Genomic DNA, 13,174 nt, shown 5'->3' with positions numbered 1-13,174 from the left:
CGGGATGGTTCCGCGCACGCGGCACCATCCCGGCCCGGCCTTGAGAGCGTGACCATGTCAAATCCCGATCCGATGACTGCGCCCTATGGCGCCTTTGCCTTGTCTTCCAGCGAGGAGTGGCTGCGCCGACTGGCGATGACACTGCCGACGGATGGCCTGCGCCGCGGCGCTGAATCGGTGGTGCGCCGCATCCTGATGTCCGGCGGTCGCGAGATCGCCGATGTCGAGGTCTTTCCCGGCCAGTTCGCGCGCCTGCACATGCGCGACAATCGCTGCGAAAAGCGCGTCTTTGCCGGCTCGAAAACCTGGGACAGCGCCGAGCGCAGCGCGATCCGCGATGCCATTGCCGCCAAACCTGCCGATCAGGATTTCGTCTTCGTCGATGCCGGCGCCAATGCCGGTTTCTACACCCTGTCGGCCGTCTCCGATGCCGGCGCCTGCGGTCAGCCGATCAAGGCCGTGGCGATCGAGCCGGATCAGGAAAACCGCCGGCGGCTCGAATTCAATATCGCCGCCTCGAACGCCGGCTGCGTCACCGTGCTGCCCTATGCCCTGGGCGCCGAGGAGGGCGAGGCCGTACTGGTCCAGTCCGGCCATAATCGCGGCGAAGTGCATATCGAGGCCGATGGCCAGGGCACGACGATCCGTCTGCGCCCCCTGCGGGCGGCGCTGCATGAAGCCGGTGTCGACCATGTCGACATTATGAAAATGGATATCGAAGGCTTTGAGGAAACTGTTCTCGAAGCCTTTTTCGGGGATGCGCCCCGCACCATATGGCCCCGCATGATCCTGCTCGAGACCCGGCACGAAGCCGGGATCACAACGGGCGCGGCCGGTCTGTGTCTGCGAAATGGATATGAATTGGCCCGGCAGATGCGTCAGAACGCAGTGCTGGTGCTGAAACCAGGTGAAATGTAATGAGCAAGCGTGACTTCTACGAAATCCTTGGTGTGACCAAGTCGGCCGATGAGAAGACCCTGAAGGTCGCTTATCGCAAGCTGGCGATGGAATTTCACCCGGACCGCAATCCGGGCGACGACGCCGCCGAGGCCAAGTTCAAGGAAGTTGGCGAGGCCTATGCCATCCTGTCAGATGCTGACAAGCGCGCCGCCTATGATCGCATGGGCCATGCTGCTTTCGAGCAGGGTGGCAATGGCGGCTATGGCGGCCAGGGCCCGTTCGGGGCCGGCGGTGCGGCTGAATTTGCCGATATTTTCGAACAGGTGTTCGGCGATGCCTTCGGACGGGGCGGCGGACGCCGCGGTGGCAGCCATACCGGGCCGGCGCGCGGCAATGATCTGCGCTTCGATCTCGAAGTGTCGCTGGAAGATGCCTTCACCGGCAAGGAAACCACCATCACCGTGCCGACGGCGATGAATTGCGAGCGCTGCGACGGCCAGGGCAATGAGCCGGGCACCGAGCTGGAAACCTGCCCGACCTGTCATGGTGCCGGCCGCATCCGCCGTTCCCAGGGCCTGTTCACGATGGAACAGACCTGCCCGCAGTGTGGCGGCCGCGGCCAATACGTCAAAACCCCGTGTCAGGACTGCGATGGTGTCGGCCGCGTGCGCAAGAACCGTACCCTGACCGTCAATATCCCGGCCGGCGTCGAAGACGGCACCCGTATCCGTCTCGCCGGCGAAGGCGAGGCCGGGGCCCGCGGTGGTCCGCGCGGCGATCTCTATCTCTTCCTCTCGGCCAAGCCGCACGAATTATTCGAGCGCGACGGACCCAATCTCTATTGCCGCACGCCCGCCTCGATGGTCTCCGCCGCACTGGGTGCGACGATCGAAGTGCCGACCATTGATGGCGGCAAGGCCGAGCTGAAAATCCCGGCCGGCGCCCAGACCGGCCGCCGCATGCGCCTGCGTGGCAAGGGCATGCCGCGTCTGCGTGGCGGTCCGCGCGGCGATATGGTGATCGAACTCTTCGTCGAGACCCCGCGCAATCTGTGTGATCGCCAGAAGGAGCTCCTGAAGGAGTTCTGCTCCCTGTCCGGTGAGGGCTGCAACCCTGATAGCGACGGCTTCTTCCACAAGGTGAAACAGTTCTGGAACGACGTCACCACCGATGACGGGCGCCCCAACGCCTGAGGCAGGCCAGAGCAAAAGCACGCGTGACACGCGCGCCCGGCGCAGCCTAATCTGCCCGGCATGACGGAAAGCGACGCCACACCTGAACACGCGCTGGATCTGGACCGCTTCATCCCGGCCGAGACCGCCCTTTACCGTTGGTCGCCGCTGGGCTTCTGGGGCACCACACTCGCGATTTTCGTGGTCGCTTTCGGCAGTTTTGCCCTGATTGCCGAGCTGACGGGGCGGCCACATCTTGGCTATATCAATGCCGCCGGGGCCTGGCAGCTGAATACGGTCAGCTGGATCGGCTTTGTGCTTTCGATGATCCTGACAACCGGGATTGCCCTCACCCAGGTCGGCCGCCGCCGCTGGGAAACGGAGCGCGCGGCCCTTATCCGCACGATCGATCCGCAGGGGAGTGCATCCGCGAACGCCTTGTGCGACGGGGTACCGCTGTCCTGGCGGCGCCACTACTGGCTCCTGACTGCGTTCGGCCTCGCCGGCGGTCTGGCGTTCAACGTTGTCATGACGAAGGCCGAGGCCGTCACCCCGCTGCAATACGTCCAGTCGATCGGACTGTGGTTCCTGTTGTTCTCGCCCTGGCTCTATGCCGTCGGCTTGCGCGCCGGGCTCAGCCTGGCGCGCGAAGGCCGGGAAATGCGAAAGCTGATCGACCGCCATGTCATGATCGACCTCTACCATCTCGAACGGCTGGATATTTTCGGACGCATCGGGCTCTCCGCCGCCGGTTCCTGGCTGGTGATGGCCGCCGTCCTGCTCCTGTTCGTCGCCGATCCACGCCAGGCCTGGATTGCCATACCCGGTATTGGCCTCGCGGTGCTGGGCGGCGCGGTAGCGCTGACCAATGCGGTCCGCCCGATCCAGCGCAAAGTCCACGCGGCCAAGGCTGCAGAGCTGGCCGAGGTGCATCGCCATATGGCCGCGGCCAGGCAGCGCGCCTTCGAGGGCGATGACCTCGCCGCCACAGCGCTGGCCGGGCTGACCGATTATGAAGTCTGGGTCGAGCGCCGTCCCGAATGGCCGATTTCGACCTCGGTGACGCTGCGCTTCAGCCTCTATATCCTGATCCCGACCTTGCCGATTCTCGGCTCCTATCTGTTTGAAACATTTGCTGATCGCATCATTTACGGAGGCCCATTTTGAAGCCGTCCATCAAAGTGACTGTTCTGGGATCCACCGGCCGGCTGGGACGCGCGATCTGCGCGGCTGTCCTCGACGCACCCGACATGAAACTGGTTGCCGCCATCGTACGCAGCCAGTCCTCCTATCTCGGCGAGGATATCGGCGTCATGCTCGACCGCGAACCCGCCGGCTGCGAGACAACCGTCTCGTTCGAGGATGCGCTTGAGCTCAGCGATGTCGTGATCGATGCCAGCATGCCGGCGATGACCGTCTCGGTCGCCGAGCGCATGGCGGTGCAGGGGCGTAGCTGTGGCCTGGTGACCGGCGTGACCGGCTTCACGGCAGCCCAGCTGAAGCGGCTGAACACCGCGTCCAATCGCGTGCCGATTCTGATGGCCGGTAATTTCTCGCTCGGCATCGCGGTTGTTGAAGCCCTGGTCGAACAGGCTGCAGCCCTGCCGGCAAAGGACTGGGATATCGAGATTTCCGAAACCCACCACCGGCTCAAGGCCGATGCGCCCTCCGGAACAGCCCTGCTGCTCGGGCACGCCGCCGCCAAGGGGCGCGGGGTCAATCATGAAGCCCTCGCCGTGACCGCCCGCGAAGGCGTGACCGGCCCGCGTCGGCCCGGCTCGATTGGTTATGCCGCCAGCCGCGGCGGCAGCATTATCGGCGAACACCAGGTCCGCTTTCTCGCCGACATGGAAGAGATCAGCATCAGCCACCGCGCCCACGACCGCCGCATCTTCGCCCGCGGCGCCATCGCGGCCGTACGCTGGATGTGCCAGGAGGGCGTGGGCCGCGAACCGGGCCGGTATTCGATGCAAGATGTTGTTAAGGCCTAGGTAAGCTGTTTCACGTGCGACATTGCCAATACGGTGTCGATCGCCGCGATGAAGTCCGCCATTTCCGGGTCACTCATGAAGGCAATTTGCGCCGATTTCGCATCGGCGAGCGTGGCCCACTCAACCTGATCGACGAAATGCCGGTTGTCCTCAGCCGTTGCGTAGCGGGTCCAGCCAATGAAGCCTGGATAGGCCGCGAGCGCCGACTGGGCCGTTTCACGGGATATTTCAGCAGCTTGTGTGTTTTTGACAGTATATGTCACGATTTCGAATACGGTCATGCTCCGGGCTCCTGTGTTTCGACATGCAGGACCTTAACGCACCTCGACTGACAGCTTGACGTCAGGAGACATTCGATGGGCTTCAAGTCTACGGGCGCACGCAAAACTTGGCTTGCACGTGACCGAGAATACTGACAGTCTACGGCCGTACAGAAATGGCGTCAGGGGATGTCAGTGCGTCGTGCCGAACGATTAATCCGCATCATCCAGGCCCTGCGCCAGGCTGCGCCCGGCGCGGTTACGGCCCAGGATATGGGGCGCCGGTTCGAGGTCTCCGAACGCACCATCTATCGCGACATCGCGCATCTGATCGGCTCCGGCGCGCCAATCGATGGCGAGGCCGGCGTCGGCTATGTCTTGCGGCCCGGCTTTGATCTGCCGCCGATCACCTTCAGCTATGAACAGCTCGACGCCCTCGCGCTGGGGGCCCGCTTCGTGCGCGCCACCGCTGATCGGGATCTCGCGACGGCAGCGTCCGAAGCGTTGTCGAAGATCGAGCACGCCCTGCCCGATACCCATCGCGAGCGGTTGAAATCGGCGCCGCTGTTTGCCGCCTTCCTCGACGAGACCGTGCGCCCGGACGCCTTCGGCCCGGTGCGCAATGCCATCGCCGGCCGCCGCAAATTGCGGGTGCGCTACAACTCGCTCAATGACGAGGCGACAACACGCATCATCCGCCCGCTGGCGCTGACCTGTTTCGGCCGCGTCTGGCTGCTGACAGCCTGGTGCGAACTGCGCAATGATTTCCGCCATTTCCGCACTGACAGAATCGAACGCCTCACCGTTCTCGCCGAAAGCTTCGAAGACGAGCCCGGCAAGCGGTTCGAGGACATGCAGCGGGACGGGTAGCTACCAGCTCCCGGTATTCTCCATCGACGCCCACGGCTCCTGCGGCGGCAGGCTTTTGCCCTTTTGCAACAGTTCGACCGAGATCAGATCCGGTGAGCGCACGAAGGCCATATGGCCGTCGCGTGGCGGGCGGGAGATGAGATAGCCCATGGCATCGAGATGGGCGCAGGTGGCGTAGATATCGGCAACGCGATAGGCGAGATGCCCGAAATTGCGTCCGCCCTCATAGGTTTCCGGATCCCAGTTATGGGTCAGCTCGACGCAGGGCAGGCCGGCCGGGAGCGGTCCGCCGCTATAGCCGGCGCGGGCGATATCCTCGGGTGTGGCGAGGTAAATCAGGGTGAAGCGGCCCGGCTCGCTGTCGAAACGGCTGATTTCCTTGAGGCCAAGCCCGTCGCAGTAAAAGCGCAGGCTGGCATCGACGTCGGAAACGCGGACCATGGTGTGCAGGAATTCCATCTATTCGCTCTTTGCTGCCGATTTGGATTCGGGGGTCGGGTCGGGCCGCGCACGAACTGCCCATTTCGGGCGGCCGCGCTTGATGACGACATCATCGAGCGGCTCGCCGCGGGCGCGGGCCAGGGCGGGCTGGAAGGCTTCCGGGGCGCGGGCATGGTGAATGCGCGCCACCACGGCAGCGCACAGCGCCCACAGGCCGCAAAAGCCGAAGAACATGTAGAACATCCACGGATAATAGCCGACATCATACCAAGGTCCGCCATCGAGCATCGCGGTGAAGACCGGCCAGAAGGCCGTCAGCGCGATCGCCACGACCGGGGTCGACACGGTCGCAGCCAGCAGCGCGATCGGGATATACAGCGCCCAGCGCGGCTCGTGCGCGCCGACATAGAGTTTCACGAACACCGCCTCGTCGACGCCCTTGATCGTGCCGGGCTTGGTCTCGAGGCGTTCGGTATATTCGGCGCGCGCGTCAGCGGTCAGGTTGATCCGCGCCGCCAGCCAGCGCGACAGCAGCGAGGCGCAGATGGTGAAGATGATCAGGGCGACGATATAGAGGGTCCAGTCCATGCCCCCCTTTTACCCCCTCGCGGCCTCATAGGCGAGCATGGCGCGCTTGCGATCGACACCCCAATGGTAGCCGGTCAAAAGCCCGTTGCTGGCGAGGACGCGGTGGCAGGGAATCAGCCAGGAAACCGGATTGGCGCCAACGGCCGCACCGACCGCGCGCGAGGCCTTGGCCGAACCGACGGCGTCGGCGATGGATTTATAGGTCGTCGTCGCGCCCGCCGGGATATTGAGCAGGGCGCGCCAGACCTGGCGCTGCCAGGGCGTGCCGTAGAGCGCCAGCGGGATCGGCTCGCCCGGCGCCGCAGCGAAAATGCGCTCCGCCCATTGCCGCGCGAGATCATCATCACGGCGGTAATTGGCGGCCGGATAACGCGCCTCGAGATCGGCGAAACCGCCTTCGGGGTCCGGATCTGCGAAGGCCAGCGCGGAAAGCCCGCGCTGCGCGATCAGGAAGACCGCCTCGCCAAACGGCGTCGGCGCCGCGCCCCAGACAAAGTCCAGCCCCGCCCCGCGGCGCCGCGCCTCGCCGGGCGTCACCGCCTCGTGGGCGATGAAAAGGTCGTGCAACCGCCCGGGCCCGGACAGGCCGGCCTCGAATGTGGCATCAAGCACACACGCACCACCATCGAGAGCCGCGCGGGCCGCGCCATGGGCCAGCGCGCCGACATATTTCTTCGGACTGACCCCGACCCAGCGCGTGAAGATGCGCTGGAAGTGGTGCGGCGACAGGCCGGCGGCGGCAGCGGCGGCGTCGAGATCGGGATGGTTCTGCCAATGGTCGCCAAGAAAGGCGAGCGCATCCGAGACGCGATCAAAATCGCGGGCGGCAGCGTCGAGAGTGTAGATTTCAGCGGTCATGGGGCGAGTTTAGGCCGGGTTGGATCGCTCGCCACCCGATTCTTGCGCCTGGTCGCGGACATGCTGCAGGAAGGGCGAGGTGCGCGCCTTCTCGATCGCCGCCCCCAGCGCCGCCGCGAACGCGTCGCGCTCTTTCGGGCTCAGAAAGGCGCCAAGCACCAGGACACGGCCCTGTTGCACCAGCACGACCTGGCTGTGGTGCTCACCCTTGTTGAGATGGCGCAGCTTCGCCCAGGCCGTCGGCAGACGGTATTGGCGCAGATGGCCGGTGGGATGCTGGCGCGTCACCGCGATCTCGCGCGCGCCGACCCGCACCCATTCCCGCGCCCGGCCATCACGATAGGAGGTGCGAAAGGCAAACCAGACCAGCAGCGCGTCGAGCCCGAAGAACGGCATCACCGGCCAGGCCCCCATTGAAACGAACAGGATGCCCGAGAAGAAGGAGACACCCGCCAGCGTCAACATCAGCACGGTGAAGGCAGGATTGGGCAGGGAGCGATTGGGCGCCAGCTCGGCATCCATGGTGAAGGGTCCGGCCGGGTCAGGGATGCCGCCGCTCGCAGCGGGCCAAGTTTCGACGACGGTTCTCATCGCTCCAGATGACCGGGTTTTGCCGTCACTGGGAAGGCGACCTTTCGGCGCAGGGCCCCATGCCGGCGGCCGGATGCAAAAAGAGCGGACCCGGAAGGGCCCGCTCCTTTCATGCGGTCACGCCAGGCGGCTGCCAGGATCAATGCAGATCGAAACGATCCAGATTCATCACCTTGTCCCAGACCTTCACGAAGGCCTTGGCAAAGGTCTCGCTGGCATCGGATGCGGCATAGACCTCGGACAGCGCCCGCAATTGGGAGTTGGAGCCGAACACGAGATCAACGCGGCTGGCGCTCCATTTCACCTTGCCGGTCGCGCGTTCGCGGCCTTCGAAGGTGTCCTCGGAGCCGGCGACCGGCACCCACTGGGTGTCCATGTCGAGCAGATTGACGAAAAAGTCATTGCTCAGCGTGCCCGGCCTGTCGGTAAAGACGCCGTGCTGGCTGTCGCCGACATTGGCCCCGAGCACACGCAGCCCGCCGACCAGGATTGTCATTTCCGGCGCGGTCAGGGTGAGCAATTGCGCCCGGTCGACCAGCAACTCCTCGGCTGGCCGGTCATAACGCTGCGCCAGGTAGTTCCGGAACCCATCCGATTTCGGCTCAAGCGGCTCGAAGGACTCCACGTCCGTCTGCGCCTGGCTGGCATCGGTCCGGCCCGGGGTGAAGGGCACGGAGACCTTATGCCCGGCCTTGGCGGCCGCCGCCTCGACGCCGGCACAACCGCCAAGAACGATCAGATCAGCGATCGAGACCTTGTCGGCCCCGAAATTCGCCTGGATACCCTCGAGAATGTGCAGCACGCGGGCCAGTTCCGCCGGCTGGTTGACGGTCCAGTCCTTTTGCGGTGCGAGGCGGATACGCGCGCCATTGGCGCCGCCGCGCATATCGGAACCGCGGAAGGTCGAGGCCGAGGCCCAGGCCGTGCGCACCAGTTCGGACACGCTCAGATCCGAAGCGAGAATTTCCGACTTCAGCCGGGCAATCTCCCGGTCCTTCAGCGTCTTCTTCGGCGCTGCCGGCACCGGATCCTGCCAGATCAGTTCCTCGGAGGGCACTTCCGGTCCGAGATAGCGCGAGACCGGGCCCATATCGCGGTGGGTCAGCTTGAACCAGGCGCGGGCAAAGGCATCGGCGAAGGCCTGCGGGTCTTGCTGATAGCGGCGCGCGATCGGCTCATAGATCGGGTCGAAGCGCAAAGAGAGGTCCGCCGTGGTCATCATCGGACGGTGTTTCTTTGACGGGTCGAAGGCGTCGACGATCATGTCGGACTCTTCACAATCCTTGGGATGCCATTGGTGGGCACCGGCCGGGCTCTTGCACAATTCCCACTCGTATTTGAACAGGATATTGAGATAGCCCATATCCCATTGGGTCGGATTGGTTTTCCAGGCACCTTCAATACCGCTGCCGATCGCATCGCCGGCCTTGCCACTGCCATATGAGCTCTTCCAGCCCAGCCCCATCTGCTCGATCGGCGCCGCTTCCGGCTCCGGACCGACCAGGGCGGCATCGCCGGCCCCATGGCATTTGCCGAAGGTGTGACCGCCGGCGACCAGCGCCACGGTCTCTGCATCATCCATCGCCATGCGGGCAAAGGTCTCGCGCACATCGCGGCCGGAAGCGACCGGGTCGGGATTGCCGTTCGGGCCTTCCGGATTGACGTAGATCAGGCCCATCTGCACAGCCGCGAGCGGGTCTTCCAGATCGCGATCGCCGCTATAGCGCTCATCGCCGAGCCAGGTGCTCTCGGGACCCCAATAGATGTCCTGTTCCGGTTCCCAGATATCGACGCGGCCACCGGCGAAGCCGAAGGTCGGACAGCCCATCGATTCCAGGGCGCAATTGCCGGCCAGCACCATCAGGTCGGCCCATGAGATCTTCTGGCCGTATTTCTGCTTGATCGGCCAGAGCAGGCGGCGCGCCTTGTCGAGATTGACATTGTCGGGCCAGCTGTTGAGTGGCGCAAAGCGCTGCGAGCCGGAACCGGCGCCGCCGCGACCATCACTGATGCGATAGGTGCCGGCGCTGTGCCAGGCCATGCGGATGAAGAAGGGGCCATAATGGCCATAATCGGCCGGCCACCAGTCCTGGCTGTCGGTCATCAGGGCATAGAGGTCTTTCTTGACCGCCTTGAGATCGAGGCTCTTGAAGGCCCGGGCATAGTCGAAATCCGGGTCGAGTGGATTGGCCAGGCTGGAATTCTGGCGGAGGATTTGAAGATTCAGCTGTTCTGGCCACCAGTCGCCATTATTGGCCGCTCCGGCCGCTGTGTGTCGCTGGGATGCGCCCATTACCGGGCATTTGCTCTCGCCGTCCATGGTCTTTCCGATCGTGGTTCGAGGTGAAGGGTCTACGCGAACGCTGTAACGCTATGATCTAACGATGCCGGATTGCGGGCCATAACTCCAATCGAAAGTATCCGAACAAGCTATAGAGAAAATCTTTGCACGCGGCGGTACGCTGCTGCCGGGAGCCCGAAACCAGCGGCCCGGCCAAACCGGGCAATGCTGTACTCAACATCCGGATCGCCCGCTCGAACAGGTGACGGATCGGTACGGCTTGCGTAATCAGGTGCCATGATCGAGCTCGCCGCCCTTGCCACCTTCGCCTTCACCGTCCTCGTCATCGAGCTGACGCCCGGCCCGAATATGGCCTGGCTGGCCGTGCTCAGTGTCAGCGAAGGACGCCGTGCCGGCTTCGCGGCCGTAGCGGGTATTGCCCTGGGCCTGACCGTGGTTGCGGCCGCAGCCGCATTGGGGCTCGGCGCCCTGCTCGAACAGGTCGACTGGCTATACGAGACGCTGCGCTGGGCCGGTGTCGCCTTCCTGGTCTATCTCGGCCTTGAAGGCTGGCTCAAGGCCAATGCCCGGCAGGAGACGCCGGAGCATCAGAGCAATCTGCGCTATTTCGCTCACGGTTTCCTGATCAACGCCCTCAACCCCAAGGCCGCGCTATTCTACGTCTCCGTCTTCCCGCAATTCATCCGGCCCGACGCTCCCGTGGCGCCGCAGGCGGCCATGCTGGCCGTGATCTCGGTCTCGATCGCCACCCTGATCCATCTCGGCATCGTCGCACTGGCCGGCAGCGCAAGGCGCTTCCTGGAGGACCCCAAGCGTCACCGTATTTTCCAGCGCACCCTGTCGCTCTTGCTGATCGGCGTCGCCATCTGGCTGCTGATGGCGACCGCGCGCTGAGGCAGAAACGGCATGACGGCGGCGGTCGGACCGCGCTAGACAGAAGGCCATGAGCAAGACCCCGACCAGAACGCCCGCCCGGAAACCAAAAAAGCGCGCCCCGCGCGGCCTGACCCGCGAGCAGGCGCATGATATCTTCGCCCGCCTGGCCCAGGACCGTCCCGAACCGAAGACCGAGCTGGATTATGTGAACCCCTTCACCCTGCTCGTCGCCGTCGCCCTGTCGGCGCAGGCGACCGATGTCGGCGTCAACAAGGCGACGAAGCTCTTGTTCCAGGAGGCCGATACGCCGGAGAAAATGCTGGCCTTGGGCGAGGATCATGTCCGCGAGCGTATCAAGACGATCGGCCTGTTCCGCAACAAGGCCAGGAATGTCATCATCATGTCGCAGCAGCTGGTCGAGCGTCATGGCGGCCAGGTGCCCCATGACCGCGCCTCACTCGAGGCCCTGGCCGGGGTCGGGCGCAAGACCGCCAATGTCGTGCTCAACGAGGCCTTCGGCGAGGAAACCATTGCGGTCGACACCCATATTTTCCGCGTCGGCAACCGCACCGGACTGGCACCGGGCAAGACGCCGGATGAGGTCGAAGCCCGGCTGATGAAGATCGTGCCCGCCGAATACATGAAGGGCGCACATCACTGGCTGATCCTGCACGGGCGCTATATCTGCAAGGCGAGAAAACCGGAATGCTGGCGCTGCCCGATTGCCGATCTGTGCCGCTTCAAGGACAAGACGCCGGCGCCGAAGGGCGCCTAGCGTTTCGACGCGACCAGCGTTTCGTAGTCATAGGCCAGGCGCACTTGTTCACGAATCTGCGACAGGGCCTCCCGATACGGCGACTCCGCACAACCGGGATACCAGACGATATTCTGGCGACCATCCGGGCCGGTCAGACCGAGCCGGAAGTCTGGCATGTCCGTCATGATGCTGCGGCCACAGGCGGCGGGATTGTTCCGCGTTATATCGGCGGGCAGGACCGCGGCGTCATAGGCCTGCAGGATTTCGGCGATGCGCGCGAAACTGCCGGCCTCCAGCATCCCGCTGCTCGCGCCATCATGGCGGGTGAAGCGCACACCATTCAGCTGATAACGGTCATCGGGCGTGATGGTGATGGTGTAGATCGGGCAGACGCCGAAACAGGCGCCCTCGGCGATCTCGATTGCCGTCCAGCGCGACTCGCTCGCCATGCTGGGCGTGGTGGTGGCGCAAGCTGAAAGGGCCAGCGCTGTCAAAGCCAGAAGAAGAGCACGCATCATCAACCCCGTTCAGAACCAGCCCGCATCCAAGCCGGCTCTGACGGCCAGATTATGGCGCTTCGCGGCTAAATCAGCGCCTTGAGCGCCCGCGCAAAGGCAGCGCCCATGTCCGGGCCCTGTTCGGGATAGAGATAGGGTTCGATCAGTTCCAGCTCGATCAGGGCCAGCCGGCCATCGAGCCCTCGCAGCATGTCGACGCGGGCATAGAGCAGATCGCCATCGATGCATTCCAGCACCGAACGGGCCAGCGCCAGCTCATCCGCCGTTGGGTAGTGGATTTCCTCGCGGCCGCCATATTCCGACTGAACGCGATAATCGCCCGCCGCCGGAAGCTTGCGGGCGCAATGGGAAAACTCGCGGCCGAAGAAGAGAAAGGCGTATTCGCCCTCCTGCGACACGGCTGGCAGAAAAGGCTGGACCATGCATTCGGCGATTGGCAGCATTTCCGGGGCTGGCAGGGCTTCGCCGCGCCGGATCCGCGCCTGGCGCCAGGCGCCGCCGCCGAGCACAGGCTTGACGACGATGTCATCACTCCCCAGCGCATCGAAAGCACCGGCGATTGTCGCCGCATCGGCGCGATCGGCCCACAGGGTCGGGATCATCGGGGCGCCGCGCGCGGCCAGATCCTTGAGATAGGTCTTGCGCTGGTTCCAGCGAAAGGTCTCGAACGGATTGAGCAGGCGGGTCTTGCCGGCAATGGCTTCCAGCGCCGCCTCGAAGGCCTCGGGCTTCTGCATATAGTCCCAGCAGGTGCCGATCACGGCGGCATCGAAGCGCGAGGGGTCGAAATCCGGATCGTCCCAGATATGGGTCGTCAGCTCGATGCCCTCAGCCAGGCAGGCGGGCGTGAGGGCGGAGATCTCGAGATCATATTCCCAATAGTCCTTGCGGGCTTCCGGACTGTCCTTGAGCATGCAGGCGGCGGAGAGAAAGGCGACGTGTTTCATGGGGGCGCTCCTAGCGCATTTGCCGCCGGAACGGGAGCCGCGTTTGCGGTGCGGCCGCGCCACCGGACCGGCACTGATGCCGCCAGGTCTTGCTGTCCCGGCG

At 64.5% G+C, this 13,174-nt stretch carries 15 protein-coding genes; 7 read left to right on the top strand and 8 right to left on the bottom strand.

Annotation, left to right across the window (positions count from 1 at the left end):
- Positions 1-54 precede the first annotated feature (54 nt).
- Genes ACN0YL_RS05055 through dapB form a run of 4 tightly spaced genes read left to right on the top strand, consistent with a single transcriptional unit; the run spans position 55 to position 4,063 of the window.
- Positions 55-918: an FkbM family methyltransferase gene (locus ACN0YL_RS05055; protein ID WP_417497254.1), complete on the top strand. Its 864-nt coding sequence runs from the start codon at positions 55-57 to the stop codon at positions 916-918.
- Positions 918-2,093 (top strand): molecular chaperone DnaJ, encoded by a 1,176-nt coding sequence (gene dnaJ / locus ACN0YL_RS05050; protein ID WP_417497253.1) that lies wholly within the window; start codon positions 918-920, stop codon positions 2,091-2,093. The genes ACN0YL_RS05055 and dnaJ overlap by 1 nt, the downstream gene beginning before the upstream one ends.
- Positions 2,094-2,153: 60 nt before the next feature.
- The gene (locus tag ACN0YL_RS05045) at positions 2,154-3,239 is read left to right on the top strand and encodes a hypothetical protein (RefSeq protein WP_417497252.1); all 1,086 of its coding nucleotides are present in this window, start codon (positions 2,154-2,156) and stop codon (positions 3,237-3,239) included.
- Positions 3,240-3,253: 14 nt separating this feature from the next.
- Positions 3,254-4,063 (top strand): 4-hydroxy-tetrahydrodipicolinate reductase, encoded by an 810-nt coding sequence (dapB, locus tag ACN0YL_RS05040; protein ID WP_417490224.1) that lies wholly within the window; start codon positions 3,254-3,256, stop codon positions 4,061-4,063.
- Here the strand turns inward: dapB and ACN0YL_RS05035 are convergent.
- Complete coding sequence (locus ACN0YL_RS05035) at positions 4,060-4,344, bottom strand: hypothetical protein (RefSeq protein ID WP_417497251.1); 285 nt, start codon at positions 4,342-4,344, stop codon at positions 4,060-4,062. The two genes, dapB and ACN0YL_RS05035, sit on opposite strands and share 4 nt — an antisense overlap.
- Positions 4,345-4,512: 168 nt before the next feature.
- Between ACN0YL_RS05035 and ACN0YL_RS05030 the strand changes: the two genes are divergently transcribed.
- Positions 4,513-5,193, top strand: coding sequence for a helix-turn-helix transcriptional regulator (locus ACN0YL_RS05030; protein ID WP_417497250.1), 681 nt, complete (start codon positions 4,513-4,515; stop codon positions 5,191-5,193).
- Here ACN0YL_RS05030 and ACN0YL_RS05025 read toward each other — a convergent pair whose 3' ends face one another.
- From ACN0YL_RS05025 to katG, 5 genes are all read right to left on the bottom strand, one after another.
- On the bottom strand, positions 5,194-5,652 hold the full coding sequence (locus ACN0YL_RS05025; protein WP_417497249.1) for a VOC family protein: 459 nt from the start codon (positions 5,650-5,652) through the stop codon (positions 5,194-5,196). It abuts the gene before it with no gap.
- The gene (locus tag ACN0YL_RS05020) at positions 5,653-6,222 is read right to left on the bottom strand and encodes a hypothetical protein (RefSeq protein WP_417490220.1); all 570 of its coding nucleotides are present in this window, start codon (positions 6,220-6,222) and stop codon (positions 5,653-5,655) included.
- A gap of 9 nt (positions 6,223-6,231) precedes the next feature.
- Positions 6,232-7,080: a methylated-DNA--[protein]-cysteine S-methyltransferase gene (locus ACN0YL_RS05015; RefSeq protein WP_417497248.1), complete on the bottom strand. Its 849-nt coding sequence runs from the start codon at positions 7,078-7,080 to the stop codon at positions 6,232-6,234.
- A gap of 9 nt (positions 7,081-7,089) precedes the next feature.
- Positions 7,090-7,671, bottom strand: coding sequence for a DUF2244 domain-containing protein (locus ACN0YL_RS05010; protein WP_417497247.1), 582 nt, complete (start codon positions 7,669-7,671; stop codon positions 7,090-7,092).
- 139 nt (positions 7,672-7,810) lie between these two features.
- On the bottom strand, positions 7,811-9,991 hold the full coding sequence (katG, locus tag ACN0YL_RS05005) for a catalase/peroxidase HPI (RefSeq protein ID WP_417497246.1): 2,181 nt from the start codon (positions 9,989-9,991) through the stop codon (positions 7,811-7,813).
- Positions 9,992-10,249: 258 nt separating this feature from the next.
- Here katG and ACN0YL_RS05000 point away from each other — a divergent pair, with 258 nt between their 5' ends.
- Both ACN0YL_RS05000 and nth read left to right on the top strand, forming a co-directional pair.
- Positions 10,250-10,867 carry a LysE family translocator gene (locus ACN0YL_RS05000; protein WP_417497245.1) on the top strand — a complete coding sequence of 206 codons (618 nt, stop codon included), beginning with the start codon at positions 10,250-10,252 and terminating at the stop codon, positions 10,865-10,867.
- 49 nt (positions 10,868-10,916) lie between these two features.
- The gene (gene nth / locus ACN0YL_RS04995; protein WP_417497244.1) at positions 10,917-11,624 is read left to right on the top strand and encodes an endonuclease III; all 708 of its coding nucleotides are present in this window, start codon (positions 10,917-10,919) and stop codon (positions 11,622-11,624) included.
- On the opposite strand, the gene ACN0YL_RS04990 is transcribed toward nth, so the two are convergent.
- Positions 11,621-12,121 (bottom strand): DUF6438 domain-containing protein, encoded by a 501-nt coding sequence (locus ACN0YL_RS04990; RefSeq protein WP_417497243.1) that lies wholly within the window; start codon positions 12,119-12,121, stop codon positions 11,621-11,623. The two genes, nth and ACN0YL_RS04990, sit on opposite strands and share 4 nt — an antisense overlap.
- Positions 12,122-12,189: 68 nt before the next feature.
- Positions 12,190-13,071, bottom strand: coding sequence for an ATP-grasp domain-containing protein (locus ACN0YL_RS04985; protein ID WP_417497242.1), 882 nt, complete (start codon positions 13,069-13,071; stop codon positions 12,190-12,192).
- Positions 13,072-13,174 lie beyond the last annotated feature (103 nt).

It is taken from the genome of Maricaulis sp. (assembly GCF_048269565.1).
GTDB lineage: Bacteria > Pseudomonadota > Alphaproteobacteria > Caulobacterales > Maricaulaceae > Maricaulis.
This window is presented reverse-complemented; position numbering and strand designations above follow the sequence as displayed.

What these genes read in the sequence shown, in the direction of transcription:
- ACN0YL_RS05020 (WP_417490220.1), bottom strand. Translation starts at nt 6,222, where the DNA reads ATGGACTGGACCCTCTATATCGTCGCCCTGATCATCTTCACCATCTGC.
- ACN0YL_RS05055 (WP_417497254.1), top strand. Translation starts at nt 55, where the DNA reads ATGTCAAATCCCGATCCGATGACTGCGCCCTATGGCGCCTTTGCCTTG.
- ACN0YL_RS05025 (WP_417497249.1), bottom strand. Translation starts at nt 5,652, where the DNA reads ATGGAATTCCTGCACACCATGGTCCGCGTTTCCGACGTCGATGCCAGC.
- ACN0YL_RS05030 (WP_417497250.1), top strand. Translation starts at nt 4,513, where the DNA reads ATGTCAGTGCGTCGTGCCGAACGATTAATCCGCATCATCCAGGCCCTG.
- katG (WP_417497246.1), bottom strand. Translation starts at nt 9,991, where the DNA reads ATGGACGGCGAGAGCAAATGCCCGGTAATGGGCGCATCCCAGCGACAC.
- ACN0YL_RS05035 (WP_417497251.1), bottom strand. Translation starts at nt 4,344, where the DNA reads ATGACCGTATTCGAAATCGTGACATATACTGTCAAAAACACACAAGCT.
- dnaJ (WP_417497253.1), top strand. Translation starts at nt 918, where the DNA reads ATGAGCAAGCGTGACTTCTACGAAATCCTTGGTGTGACCAAGTCGGCC.
- ACN0YL_RS04990 (WP_417497243.1), bottom strand. Translation starts at nt 12,121, where the DNA reads ATGCGTGCTCTTCTTCTGGCTTTGACAGCGCTGGCCCTTTCAGCTTGC.
- ACN0YL_RS05015 (WP_417497248.1), bottom strand. Translation starts at nt 7,080, where the DNA reads ATGACCGCTGAAATCTACACTCTCGACGCTGCCGCCCGCGATTTTGAT.
- nth (WP_417497244.1), top strand. Translation starts at nt 10,917, where the DNA reads ATGAGCAAGACCCCGACCAGAACGCCCGCCCGGAAACCAAAAAAGCGC.
- ACN0YL_RS05000 (WP_417497245.1), top strand. Translation starts at nt 10,250, where the DNA reads ATGATCGAGCTCGCCGCCCTTGCCACCTTCGCCTTCACCGTCCTCGTC.
- ACN0YL_RS04985 (WP_417497242.1), bottom strand. Translation starts at nt 13,071, where the DNA reads ATGAAACACGTCGCCTTTCTCTCCGCCGCCTGCATGCTCAAGGACAGT.
- ACN0YL_RS05045 (WP_417497252.1), top strand. Translation starts at nt 2,154, where the DNA reads ATGACGGAAAGCGACGCCACACCTGAACACGCGCTGGATCTGGACCGC.
- ACN0YL_RS05010 (WP_417497247.1), bottom strand. Translation starts at nt 7,671, where the DNA reads ATGAGAACCGTCGTCGAAACTTGGCCCGCTGCGAGCGGCGGCATCCCT.